The organism is Pseudomonas nitroreducens (assembly GCF_024170165.1).
In the GTDB taxonomy this organism is placed as follows: Bacteria; Pseudomonadota; Gammaproteobacteria; order Pseudomonadales; family Pseudomonadaceae; genus Pseudomonas; species Pseudomonas nitroreducens_C.
Map to the genome: position 1 here is coordinate 90446 of NZ_JALJXP010000012.1, position 12766 is coordinate 103211.

Sequence of the window (12766 nt, forward strand, 5' to 3'; positions counted from 1 at the left end):
GTTACTCGGCGAGGCGCCAGGTCGTGCCGCCCTTGCCGTCTTCCAGCACCACGCCCAGAGCGGTCAGCTCGTCGCGGATGCGGTCAGACTCGCCCCAGTTCTTCGCCGCGCGTGCGTCCAGGCGCGCCTGAATCAGCGCCTCGACCTGCGCCGCATCGACCTTGCCAGCTGCGCCGGCCTGGAGGAACTCGTCGGCCTCCAGCTGCAGCACGCCCAGCAGAGCCCCCAGCTCACGCACGCGCGCCGCCAGTGCAGCCGCAGCCGCCGGATCGCTATCGCGCAGGCGGTTGACCTCGCGAACCATCTCGAACAGCACGGCAACCGCTTCCGGCGTACCGAAGTCGTCGTCCATCGCCGCACCGAAGCGCTCGACGAACTCCTCGCCACCCGCAGCAGCTACTTGCGGCAGGCCGCGCAGCGCGGTGTAGAACCGTTCCAGCGCGCCCTTGGCTTCCTTCAGGTTGTCTTCGGAGTAGTTGATCGGGCTGCGGTAGTGGCTGGAGACCAGCAGGAAGCGCACGACCTCCGGGTGGTACTTCTCCAGCACCTCGCGGATGGTGAAGAAGTTACCCAGGGACTTGGACATCTTCTCGCCGTCCACGCGCACTGCGCCGGCGTGCATCCAGCTGGCCGCGTAGAGCTTGCCAGTGGCCGCTTCGCTCTGGGCGATCTCGTTCTCGTGGTGCGGGAACACCAGGTCCGGGCCGCCGCCGTGGATATCGAAGGTTTCGCCCAGGCAGCAGGTGGACATCACCGAGCACTCGATGTGCCAGCCCGGACGCCCGGCGCCCCAGGGCGACTCCCAGCTCGGCTCGCCCGGCTTGGCGCCCTTCCAGAGTACGAAGTCCAGCGGGTCTTCCTTGGATTCGTCGACCTCGATACGCGCACCGATGCGCACGTCCTCGATCTTCTTGCGCGACAGCTTGCCGTAGCCGGCGAACTTGCCGACCCGGTAGTAGACGTCGCCATTGCCCGGCGCGTAGGCGTAACCCTTGTCGATCAGGGTCTGGATCATCTCGTGCATGCCGGCGATGTGGCCGGTGGCGCGCGGCTCGATGTCCGGACGCAGGACCGACAGGCGCGCCTCGTCTTCATGCATCGCGGCGATCATGCGGGCGGTCAGGTCCTCGAACGATTCACCGTTCTCCTGGGCGCGACGGATGATCTTGTCGTCGATGTCGGTGATGTTGCGCACATAGGTCAGGTCATAGCCGCGATGGCGCAACCAGCGGGCGATGACGTCGAACGCCACCATCACGCGGGCATGGCCGATGTGGCAGAAGTCGTACACGGTCATGCCGCACACGTACATGCGCACCTGGTTGCCTACCAGCGGCTTGAAGCTGTCCTTGGTCTTGGACAGCGTGCTGTAGATCTGCAAGTCAGCCATCCGTTACTGCCCCCAGGAATCGCGCAGGGTCACGGTGCGGTTGAATACCAGGGCGTCGGCCCTGGAGTCCTTGGCGTCCGCGCAGAAGTAGCCCTCGCGCTCGAACTGGAAGCGATCCTCGGCAGTGGCGCTGGCCAGCGACGGCTCGGCGCGGCAACCCTTGAGCACCACGAGGGAGTCCGGGTTGATGTTGTCGAGGAAGCTGCCGCCTTCTTCGGATTTCTCCGGATTGGCGGAGCGGAACAGGCGGTCGTACAGGCGCACTTCGCACTCGACGCTCTCGGCAGCCGGCACCCAGTGGATCACGCCCTTGACCTTGCGCCCTTCCGGGTTCTTGCCCAGGGTGTTCTCGTCATAGCTGCAGCGCAGTTCGACGATGTTGCCGGCGGCATCCTTGATGGCTTCGTCGGCGCGGATCACGTAGCTGCCGCGCAGGCGCACTTCGCCGCCCGGAATCAGGCGCTTGTAGCCGGCCGGCGGGACTTCCTCGAAGTCGCTGGCGTCGATGTAGATCTCGCGACTGAACGGCAGCACGCGCACGCCCATGTCCTGCTTCGGATGGCGCGGCAGTTCGAGGTTCTCGACCTGGCCTGCCGGGTAATTGGTGATGACCACTTTCAGCGGCTTGAGCACGCACATGGCGCGACCGGCGTTGGCATCGAGGTCGTCGCGGATGGCGAATTCCAGCATGCCGATATCCACCACGCCGCCGGCGCGGTTCACGCCGATCATGTCGCAGAAGGCACGGATCGACGCCGGGGTGTAGCCGCGGCGGCGGTAGCCGGACAGGGTCGACATGCGCGGGTCGTCCCAGCCATGCACGTGGTTTTCATCGACCAGTTGCTTGAGCTTGCGCTTGCTGGTGATGGTGTAGTTCAGGTTCAGGCGCGCGAATTCGTACTGGCGCGGCTGAGCCGGGACCGGCAGGTTGGCCAGGAACCACTCGTACAGCGGGCGGTGATCCTCGAACTCCAGGGTGCAGATGGAGTGGGTGATGCCCTCGATGGCGTCCGACTGACCGTGGGTGAAGTCGTAGCTGGGGTAGATGCACCACTTGTCGCCGGTCTGGTGGTGATGGGCGTGGCGGATGCGGTAGAGGATCGGGTCGCGCAGGTTGATGTTCGGCGAGGCCATGTCGATCTTCGCACGTAGCGAGCGGGCGCCGTCCGGGAACTCGCCGGCCTTCATGCGGGCGAACAGGTCCAGGTTCTCTTCCACCGAACGCTCGCGGAACGGGCTGTTCTTGCCCGGCTCGGTCAGCGAGCCACGGTAGGCGCGCATTTCCTCGGCATTCAGGTCGCAGACGAAGGCCTTGCCGGCCTTGATCAGGTCCACCGCCCAGTCGTGCAGCTGGTCGAAGTAGTTGGAGGCATAGCGCACCTGGCCGGCCCAGTCGAAGCCCAGCCACTTCACATCGGCCTCGATGGCGTCGATGTACTCCTGGTCTTCCTTCGCCGGGTTGGTGTCGTCGAAGCGCAGGTGGCAGTCACCGCCGAACTCCTTGGCCAGGCCGAAGTTCAGACAGATGGACTTGGCGTGACCGATATGCAGGTAGCCGTTGGGCTCCGGCGGGAAGCGAGTGACGATCTTCTGGTGCTTGCCACTTTCCAGGTCGGCCGCAACGATCGGGCGCAGGAAGTTGGCGGCAACAGTGGCTTCTTTCGTATCGGCGGTAGGCTTGCTCATGGTGTCCTTGATCATGCTGGTGTTCGGCCAGGGTAGGCCAGCCAAACCAAAGCGCTTATCATAGCCGAAGCTGTCAACCCCCTGACAGGCCTTCTATTTCTACAAAGAGCGGAAATCCCTGATGTCTACCACCGTCAAACTGCAGACCAACTTCGGCGATATCACCCTTGAACTGTTCGACGACAAGGCGCCGGAAACCGTGGCCAACTTCAAGGAGTACGTGAAGGCCGGCCACTACGACAACACCGTGTTCCACCGCGTGATCAACAACTTCATGATCCAGGGCGGCGGTTTCGAGCCGGGCATGAAGCAGAAGTCCACCCGCAAGTCGATCAAGAACGAAGCCAACAACGGCGTCGGCAACAAGGTCGGCACCGTCGCCATGGCCCGCACCATGGAGCCGCACTCGGCCAGCGCGCAGTTCTTCATCAACGTCGCCGACAACGATTTCCTCAACCACAGCGCGCCGACCGTACAGGGCTGGGGCTACTGCGTGTTCGGTGAAGTGAAGGACGGCATGGACGTGGTCAACAAGATCAAGACCGTCGCCACCACCATGCGCTCCGGCCACCAGGACGTACCGGCCGACGACGTGATCATCGAGAAAGCAGAAGTCATCGGCGAGTGAGTCGATGAGCGTCCTGTTCATCTCGGACCTGCATCTCGAAGCGGAACGCCCGGACATTACCCGGGCGTTCTTGCATTTCCTCGCCACCCGCGCCCGCACGGCGCAGGCGCTGTACATCCTCGGTGACTTCTTCGAAGCCTGGATCGGCGACGACGGCATGGACGAGTTCCAGCACTCCATCGCCCGCGCACTGCGCGAATTGTCCGACCGCGGCACACGCATCTACCTGATGCACGGCAACCGCGACTTCCTCATCGGCCGGGCCTTCTGCCGCGAAGCCGGCTGCACCCTGCTGCGCGACCCGAGCCTGATCGACCTGGACGGTGAGAAGATCCTGCTGATGCATGGCGACAGCCTGTGCACCCTCGACGTGGCGTACATGAAGCTGCGCCGCTGGCTGCGCAACCCGCTGAGCCTGTTCATCCTGCGCAACCTGCCGCTGCCGACCCGCCATAAACTGGCGCGCAAGCTGCGCAAGGAAAGCCGCGCGCAAACACGGATGAAGGCCAGCGAGATCGTCGACGTCACCCCGGCAGAAGTCGAGAAGATCATGCGCGCCAAGGGCGTGCGCATCCTGATCCACGGCCACACCCACCGCCCCGCCGTCCACGAACTGGATATCGACGGCCGCCCCGCGCGGCGCATAGTGCTCGGCGACTGGGACCGCCAGGGCTGGGCCCTGGAGGCCGACGAACTGGGCCTGCGGCAGGCGTCTTTCCCCCTGTGACGCTCCGGGCCACCGCAATGGTGGCCTTCTGGCGTTAACCCACCCGCACCGCCAGACATTTCTCCTTGACCGGCACCAACCGCCTTGCGCAGCATTCGCGGTTTGCCCAATCAAGGAAGAAACATGTTCAGCAAGGGAAATCTCATCAAGTTCGGCGCCCTGCCCCTGGCGCTGGTCGCCGCCGCCTTCATCCTGTTCAACGGCATCTTCTTCTATAACGAAGCCGGCTACATGACCCACGTGCGGACTATCTTCGGCGACGAGAAGATCGTCGACGACGTCGGCTACGCCACCAAGTGGTTCGGCCGCGCCACTACCTGGAAGAAGGCCATCAGCGTGCAGTCCGTGCTGGTCATGGATGAGAACGACAACAACCCGGACAACGACGCTCTGGGCGCCACCATAGAAGCCTTCCCCATCGTGTTCCTCGGCAACGTCGACGCCAAGGTCGAGTCCTCGGCACGCTTCCGCCTGCCCGGCGGCGACCAGTTCCTGAAGATGGCCCAGGAGTACCGCAACCCGGACAACTTCATCCGCACCGCGCTGGTCCCGGCGATCAAGGAAACCCTCCAGGCCACCGCCTCGCTGATGACCGCCGATGACTACTACGCCGGCGCCCGCAGCGAGTTCGCCGCGGAGTTCGAGAACCAGCTCAACGACGGCCTGTACCTGATCAAGCGCAAGGAAGTCCGCGGCCCGCGTGGCGCCGTCCCGCACCAGACCGCCATCCTGCAGGCCGGCACCGAACAGGGCAGCTTCGGCGACAACAACGCCAGCCAGTTCGTCACCGAGAAGGTCATCGACGCCAAGGGCCTGCCGGTGCGCAAGCAGCAGCAGTTCCGCAAGTTCGGCGTGGAAGTGGTGGAGGCGCGCATCACCAACGTCGACCCGAATCCGCAGTACAAGCAGCGCATGGTCAAGGTGCAGCAGGCGCTGGCCGAACTGGCCGTGGCCCGCCAGAACCGCCTGAAGGAAGAGGAAGAGAAGCTGCTGGTCACCGCCCGCGGCGAGAAGGAGGTGGAAGCCAAGCGCCAGGAAACCCTGCGCGACCAGATCGAGCGCACCACCCAGGCGGAAACCGAGAAGCAGCTGGCGGTGATCAACGCCGAGCGCGAGAAGCAGCGCGCCGAGATCGAGAAGCAGACCGCCGAACTGCTGCGCGACAAGGCCACTGTCACCGCGCAGGCCACCAAGATCACCGCCGACGCCGATGCCTATGCCCGCGAAGCGGTGATCAAGGCGGACGGCGCGCTGCAGCCCAAGCTCGACGCACTGATCGCCATCAACAAGGTCTGGGCCGAAGCCGCCGCCCAGGCGCCCGTTCCCAGCGTCATGATGGCCGGCGGACAGAACAGCGCCAGCAGCCGTCAGGACGAGATCGGCCAGCTGATGGGGGTACTGGCGACCAAGGCCGCGCGCGACCTGGCGCTGGACCTGAAGGTGAAGGACTGAGCCCCACCAGAAGCGACAAAGAAAAAGCGCCCATCAGGGCGCTTTTTTCATTTCGGCGGACGACTCAGGCCGCCTGCTCCACCGGCACACCGCTGTGGAAACGGAACTCGCTGTCCGGCGACTGGATCAGGCCGGCCTCCACTTCGCGGATTTCGGCCACACGGCGGTCGATATCAGCGTCATCGCCATAACGGCGCGCGAGGCTCAGGTAGCCCTGGAAGTGCCGCGCCTCGGACTTCAGCAGCGAGCCGTAGAACTTGGCGAGGTCGGCGTCCAGGTGATCCACCAGCGCGGCGAAACGCTCGCAGCTGCGGCACTCGATGAAGGCGCCGACGATCAGGGTATCCACCAGCTTCTGCGGCTCATGGTTGCGCACCACGGTACGCAGGCTGGAGGCGTAGCGGCCGGCAGAGATCGGCCGCAAGGCAATGCCGCGCTTCTTCATGATCGCCAGCACCTGCTCGTGGTGGCGCAGCTCCTCGCGCGCCAGGCGCGACATGAAGTTCACCAGCTCCTCGTGGGCGCTGTACTTGGCGATCAGGGCCAGGGCCGTGCTGGCGGCCTTGAACTCGTTGTTCTTGTGGTCGATCAGCATCACCGCCTGATCCCGCAGCGCGGCTTCCACCCACGCGTCCGGCGTGGCACAACCGAGGAATTCCCTGATTTCAGACAACATGCTGTTTCTCCAACCCGCAGACCGCCGCGCGGCCGCGCAAACGCTTGGCGCACCGGCGCGCAACTGGCCGGTGCCATAAAGGCGGAGCATTATACGAATGCCACCGCGCGGAACCAGCTTCCGGCGTTGATATGCCTCAACGTCATGAACGAGATATCCCGACTACAGTTGTTCCACATAAACAACGCGCACGAAGGGAGACGATCATGCAAGCCATCCGTAGCATCCTCGTAGTCGTGGACCCGGACCAGCCGGAAGGTCTCGCACTGAAACGGGCCCGCCTGATCGCCAGCGTGACCCAGTCGCACCTGCACCTGCTGGCCTGCGAGCGGCGCGCCGACTACAGCGCCAAGCTCGAGGAAGTCGCCGAGGTGCTGCGCCAGGAGGGTTTCAGCGCTTCCAGCCGCCAGGCCTGGAAGGACAACCTGCACCAGACCATCATCGCCGAGCAGCAGGCCGAAGGCTGCGGGCTGGTGATCAAGCAGCACAGCCCGGACAACCCGTTGAAGAAGGCCCTGCTCACCCCGGACGACTGGAAGCTGCTGCGCTTCTGCCCTGCCCCGGTACTGCTGGTGAAGACCAGCCTGCCCTGGGCCGGACGCAACATCCTCGCCGCCGTGGACGTGGGCAACAACGATATCGAGCACCGTACCCTGCACGCCGGGATCGTCAGCCACGCCTACGACATCGCCGGCCTTGCCCATGGCCAGCTGCACGTCATCAGCGCACACCCCTCGCCCATGCTCTCGGCGGCCGACCCGACCTTCCAGCTCAGCGAGACCATCGAGGCCAAGTACCGCGAGGCGTGCAAGGCGTTCCAGGCCGAATACGGTGTGGATGACCAGCACCTGCACATCGAGGAAGGCCCGGCGGACGTGCTGATCCCCCGCGCGGCGCATAATCTGGACGCCGCGGTGACGGTAATCGGCAGCGTGGCGCGCACCGGGTTCGCTGGCGCGCTGATCGGCAACACCGCCGAAGTGGTGCTGGATACCCTGGAAAGCGACATCCTGGTGCTCAAGCCGGACGACATCATCGCCCATCTGGAAGAGATCGCCGCCAAGCCTTGACGGGCGCGGATTGAAGCTCGCTCCTACAAAAGCAGAAAGCCGCCCATCGGGCGGCTTTCTTATTGTGCGGCGGCTATCAGACCCGCGACTCCAGCGCCTCAGCCAGGAAGCTCGGTGCGATGTACCGCTCGTAATGCGCCTCGGAGAGGATGAAGAACTCCTTGTCGATGGCATCGCGCAGGTCCGGCAACGGCCAGCCACGGAACTCCGGCAACAGCGCCAGGCCGTAGGCTTCCACCTGGTTGATCATTCGCGAGCCGCGGGCGATCAGCTGGTAGGCCCAGCAATAGGGCGACTGCTCGGGCACGAAGCGGATCTGCCGCTGCTCCAGCTGGCTGCGCAGCAGAGACGCATCGAAGACCTCCAGCTTGGCCATCATCACCTGCGTCAGCAGGATCTCCAGGCGGCTCAGCACCGCCCGCTTCTCCTCGTCGCCGTAGCGGTTCCAGTTCACCACTTCGTGGTGGAAGCGCTTGCAGCCACGGCAGACCAGGTCGCCATAGACCGTCGAGCAGAGCCCGACACAGGGGGTTTTGATGCGTTGCGAAGACATGGCTGAACAGATAGCTGGCAAAGCGGGCATGTTAGCCCTTTGTCTAGGCAAGATCACCCTCGGGCGCCACGCAAATCGGCTTACCAAGCCCCATTAATTCCATTAGAATGGCTGCGCCTTTTTGGCGTCATTGTCCGAAAGAAGCTGTTTTCAAAGCGTCACGAAGCACAGATTCCGGCAGCCGCGCGGTCTGGGCGCCTCCCTCAAGCGCCCATTCCCATCAGTCCCAGGCCACCCCGGCGTAAAACTTTGAAAACAGCTTCTGCCCGGAGATCGCCGGTGCCGTCGTAGGTCAGTGGATTACCGTCCACCATGCCTGACGAATGGATCGGAGAGGTCTCCTGGATACGCGTCCTCCGGGACCACTGATGAGGGAAATACTGTGCTTGAAGCCTATCGCAAACACGTAGAAGAGCGTGCCGCCCAGGGCGTCGTGCCCCAGCCGCTGAACGCCGAACAGACCGCTGGTCTGGTCGAACTCCTGAAGAACCCGCCGGCCGGCGAAGAAGAATTTCTCCTCGACCTGATCACCAACCGCGTACCGCCGGGCGTGGACGAAGCTGCCTACGTCAAGGCCGGCTTCCTGTCCGCCGTCGCCAAGGGTGAAGCCACTTCCCCGCTGCTCTCCAAGACCCGCGCCCTCGAGCTGCTGGGTACCATGCAGGGTGGCTACAACATCACCACCATGGTCGAGCTGCTGGACAGCGCCGAGCTGGCCGAAGTCGCCGCTGCGCAACTGAAGCACACCCTGCTGATGTTCGACGCCTTCCACGACGTCGCCGAGCGCGCCAAGAAAGGCAACGCCGCCGCCAAGTCCGTGCTGCAGTCCTGGGCCGAAGGCGAGTGGTTCAAGGCCCGTCCGGCCGTCGCCGAGAAGCTGACCCTGACCGTGTTCAAGGTCCCCGGCGAAACCAACACCGACGACCTGTCCCCCGCTCCGGACGCCTGGTCGCGCCCCGACATCCCGCTGCACGCCCTGGCCATGCTGAAAATGGCCCGCGACGGCATCGAGCCGATCCAGCCGGGTTCCGTCGGTCCGCTGAAGCAGATCGAAGCCGTCAAGGCCAAGGGCTTCCCGGTTGCCTACGTCGGTGACGTGGTCGGCACCGGTTCGTCCCGTAAGTCCGCCACCAACTCGGTGCTGTGGTTCTTCGGCGACGACATCCCCTACGTGCCGAACAAGCGCGGCGGTGGTTTCTGCTTCGGCACCAAGATCGCCCCGATCTTCTACAACACCATGGAAGACGCCGGCGCCCTGCCGATCGAATTCGACTGCACCAACCTGGCCATGGGCGACGTCATCGACGTGTACCCGTACGAAGGCAAGGTCACCCGTCATGACAGCGGCGAAGTGGTCACCACCTTCGAGCTGAAGACCCCGGTTCTGCTGGACGAAGTCCGCGCCGGCGGCCGTATCCCGCTGATCGTTGGCCGTGGCCTGACCGAGAAGGCCCGCGCCGAGCTGGGTCTGCCTGCCTCCGACCTGTTCAAGAAGCCGGAAGCGCCGGCCGACAGCGGCAAGGGCTTCACCCTCGCGCAGAAGATGGTTGGCCGCGCCTGCGGTCTGGCCGAAGGCCAGGGCGTACGTCCGGGCACCTACTGCGAACCGAAGATGACCACCGTCGGTTCCCAGGACACCACCGGCCCGATGACCCGCGACGAGCTGAAAGACCTGGCTTGCCTGGGCTTCTCCGCCGACCTGGTGATGCAGTCCTTCTGCCACACCGCGGCTTATCCGAAGCCGATCGACGTCAAGACCCACCACACCCTGCCGGACTTCATCATGACCCGCGGCGGTGTCTCCCTGCGTCCGGGCGACGGCATCATCCACAGCTGGCTGAACCGCATGCTGCTGCCTGACACCGTCGGCACCGGCGGCGACTCGCACACCCGCTTCCCGATCGGCATCAGCTTCCCGGCCGGTTCCGGCCTGGTCGCCTTCGCCGCGGCCACCGGCGTCATGCCGCTGGACATGCCGGAATCGGTTCTGGTGCGCTTCAAGGGCCAGCTGCAACCGGGCATCACCCTGCGTGACCTGGTCCATGCGATCCCCTACTACGCCATCCAGGCCGGCCTGCTGACCGTCGAGAAGAAGGGCAAGAAGAACATCTTCTCCGGCCGCATCCTCGAGATCGAAGGTCTGAACGACCTGACCGTCGAGCAAGCCTTCGAGCTGTCCGACGCCTCCGCCGAGCGTTCGGCTGCCGGTTGCACCATCAAGCTGCCGGAAGAGGCGATCGCCGAGTACCTGAAGTCCAACATCACCCTGCTGCGCTGGATGATCGGCGAAGGCTACGGCGACGCCCGCACCCTGGAGCGCCGCGCACAAGCGATGGAAGCCTGGCTGGCCAACCCGCAACTGCTAGAAGCCGACAAGGACGCCGAGTACGCCGCGGTCATCGAGATCGACCTGGCCGACGTCAAGGAGCCGGTACTCTGCGCTCCGAACGACCCGGACGACGCCCGTCTGCTGTCCAGCGTCGAAGGCCGCAAGATCGATGAAGTCTTCATCGGTTCCTGCATGACCAACATCGGTCACTTCCGCGCTGCCGGCAAACTGCTGGACAAGGTCAAGGGTGGCATTCCGACCCGTCTGTGGCTGGCTCCGCCGACCAAGATGGACGCCCACCAGCTGACCGAGGAAGGCTACTACGGCATCTACGGCAAGGCTGGCGCGCGCATGGAAATGCCGGGCTGCTCGCTGTGCATGGGTAACCAGGCTCGCGTACAGACCGGTTCGACCGTGGTTTCCACCTCGACCCGTAACTTCCCGAACCGTCTGGGCGACGCCACCGACGTGTTCCTGGCATCTGCCGAGCTGGCCGCTGTCGCTTCGATCATCGGCAAGCTGCCGACCGTCGAGGAGTACATGGCCTACGCGAAGGATATCGACAGCATGTCTGCCGACATCTACCGCTACCTGAGCTTCGACCAGATCGCCGAGTTCCGCGAAGCGGCTGCCAACGCGAAGATCCCGGCCGTTCAGGTCTGAGACTCCTAGCGTGATGAAAAGCCCCGCCTTGTGCGGGGCTTTTCTTTTCCAGGCCCCGAAACAGAGCGCTCGCGCCCGCCCCTAACGATGGGCCTAATACTTATTGACCGGTTGCGCCACAGGGCTGCGGGGCTAAGGTGAACGACAGGCTCCTGCCGATATCCGTGCTCAGGTGCCCTTGTGGAACCCTCCAGAGGTGCGCTCCCTTCCTCTGCGCCCCGCCCTCCATGGCGGGGCTTCTTTTTTTCCACCCCCGCCTGGCACAGCCCTTGCTCAACTCCTGATACCTGCGGTCCAACGGCGGATCGCCCCCCGACAATGGCGTCGCGTCTACCTCCTGTGACGGCAGGTGGCGCGGCGCTTTTTTTGTTGCGTTCAGAGGTGGAGATGATCGACAGCACCAACCCACTGCCGGACAGCCTGGCCTGGGTGGCCGGCTCCGATGCCCCGGAGAAGACCGCCCTCAATCTGGGCTTCATGGCCCTGACCGACTCCGCCTCGCTGGTGGTGGCCGCGACTCAGGGCTTCGGCCAGCCCTACGGCCTGACGCTCAACCTGCAACGACAGAACTCCTGGGCCGGCCTGCGCGACCGCCTGCTCAATGGCGAACTCGACGCCGCGCAAAGCCTCTACGGGCTCATCTACGATCTGCAGCTGGGCCTGGGCGGCGCTCCGGCCACCAACATGGCCGTGCTCATGGGGCTGTGCCAGAACGGCCAGTCGATCAACCTCTCCGCCCCACTGCTCCGCGACGGCGTGACCTCTGCCGGGGCACTGCAGAGTCACGTGCGCCAGAACGGTGCGCAACTCACCCTGGCCCATACCTTCCCCACCGGCACCCATGCGATGTGGCTCTACTACTGGCTGGCCAGCCACGGCATCCACCCCCTGCAGGACGTCAGAAGCCTGGTGGTGCCGCCGGCGCAGATGGTCGAGCACCTGAAAGCCGGGCGTATCGACGGCTTCTGCGCTGGCGGCCCCTGGGGCGCCCTGGCGGTGGACGAAGGCATGGGCTTCACCCTCGCCACCAGCCAGCAGATCTGGCCGGACCACCCGGAGAAGGTCCTGGGCACCACCCGCGCCTTCGTCGAGCAGTACCCCAACACCGCCCGCGCACTGGTCATGAGCCTGCTGGACGCCAGCCGCTTCATCGAAGCCAGCGCAGACAACCTGCACAGCGCCGCACAGCTGATCAGCAGCGAAGACTACGTCGACGCCCCGCTGGCCAGCATCGAGCCGCGTCTGCTCGGCCGCTACCAGGACGGCCTCGGCCACGCCTGGCAGGATGCGCACCCGCTGCGCTTCTTCAACGACGGGCAGGCCACCTATCCCTGGCTCTCCGACGGGTTGTGGTTCATGACCCAATTCCGCCGCTGGGGCCTGCTGCGCGAGGACGTCGACTACCTCGGTATCGCCCGCCAGGTCCAGCAACTCGACCTGTATCGCGAAGCCGCCAGCGCCGTGGGCGTCAGCGTGCCGGACGCCGAAATGCGTGCTTCGATGCTGATCGACGGCCGTCTCTGGGACGGCCGCGACCCGGCCGGCTATGCCCACAGCTTCGAGCTGAATGCCCTGGCGGAGCGAGGTTGAGC

10 protein-coding genes are annotated in these 12766 nt (G+C 64.9%); 6 read left to right on the top strand and 4 right to left on the bottom strand.

From position 1 onward, the window contains the following. Position 1: 1 nt before the first annotated feature. Positions 2-1390 carry a cysteine--tRNA ligase gene (cysS, locus tag J2T47_RS22245; RefSeq protein WP_253451679.1) on the bottom strand — a complete coding sequence of 463 codons (1389 nt, stop codon included), beginning with the start codon at positions 1388-1390 and terminating at the stop codon, positions 2-4. A gap of 3 nt (positions 1391-1393) precedes the next feature. Then, positions 1394-3076 carry a glutamine--tRNA ligase/YqeY domain fusion protein gene (locus tag J2T47_RS22250; protein WP_253451681.1) on the bottom strand — a complete coding sequence of 561 codons (1683 nt, stop codon included), beginning with the start codon at positions 3074-3076 and terminating at the stop codon, positions 1394-1396. A gap of 121 nt (positions 3077-3197) precedes the next feature. Between J2T47_RS22250 and J2T47_RS22255 the strand changes: the two genes are divergently transcribed. The 3 genes from J2T47_RS22255 to J2T47_RS22265 all read left to right on the top strand — a co-directional run bounded on the left by J2T47_RS22255 (position 3198) and on the right by J2T47_RS22265 (position 5883). Beyond that, on the top strand, positions 3198-3704 hold the full coding sequence (locus J2T47_RS22255; protein WP_184590894.1) for a peptidylprolyl isomerase: 507 nt from the start codon (positions 3198-3200) through the stop codon (positions 3702-3704). Between the two features lie 4 nt (positions 3705-3708). Next, positions 3709-4431, top strand: coding sequence for a UDP-2,3-diacylglucosamine diphosphatase (gene lpxH / locus J2T47_RS22260; RefSeq protein WP_253451684.1), 723 nt, complete (start codon positions 3709-3711; stop codon positions 4429-4431). Positions 4432-4554: 123 nt separating this feature from the next. Further along, complete coding sequence (locus tag J2T47_RS22265; RefSeq protein ID WP_253451686.1) at positions 4555-5883, top strand: SPFH domain-containing protein; 1329 nt, start codon at positions 4555-4557, stop codon at positions 5881-5883. 64 nt (positions 5884-5947) lie between these two features. Here J2T47_RS22265 and J2T47_RS22270 read toward each other — a convergent pair whose 3' ends face one another. Further along, on the bottom strand, positions 5948-6559 hold the full coding sequence (locus J2T47_RS22270; protein ID WP_253451688.1) for a tRNA-(ms[2]io[6]A)-hydroxylase: 612 nt from the start codon (positions 6557-6559) through the stop codon (positions 5948-5950). 206 nt (positions 6560-6765) lie between these two features. Here J2T47_RS22270 and J2T47_RS22275 point away from each other — a divergent pair, with 206 nt between their 5' ends. After that, positions 6766-7629 carry a universal stress protein gene (locus J2T47_RS22275; protein ID WP_253451690.1) on the top strand — a complete coding sequence of 288 codons (864 nt, stop codon included), beginning with the start codon at positions 6766-6768 and terminating at the stop codon, positions 7627-7629. A 76-nt stretch (positions 7630-7705) separates the two neighbouring features. Here J2T47_RS22275 and J2T47_RS22280 read toward each other — a convergent pair whose 3' ends face one another. After that, positions 7706-8182, bottom strand: coding sequence for a DUF1289 domain-containing protein (locus J2T47_RS22280; protein ID WP_253451692.1), 477 nt, complete (start codon positions 8180-8182; stop codon positions 7706-7708). 382 nt (positions 8183-8564) lie between these two features. Here J2T47_RS22280 and acnB point away from each other — a divergent pair, with 382 nt between their 5' ends. Both acnB and J2T47_RS22290 read left to right on the top strand, forming a co-directional pair. Next, entirely contained in the window at positions 8565-11174 is a 2610-nt protein-coding gene (acnB, locus tag J2T47_RS22285) for a bifunctional aconitate hydratase 2/2-methylisocitrate dehydratase (protein WP_151186560.1), read from the top strand. 387 nt (positions 11175-11561) lie between these two features. After that, a complete protein-coding gene (locus J2T47_RS22290; protein WP_253451694.1) occupies positions 11562-12764 on the top strand; it encodes a CmpA/NrtA family ABC transporter substrate-binding protein in 1203 nt (400 codons plus the stop codon). Positions 12765-12766: the final 2 nt, after the last annotated feature.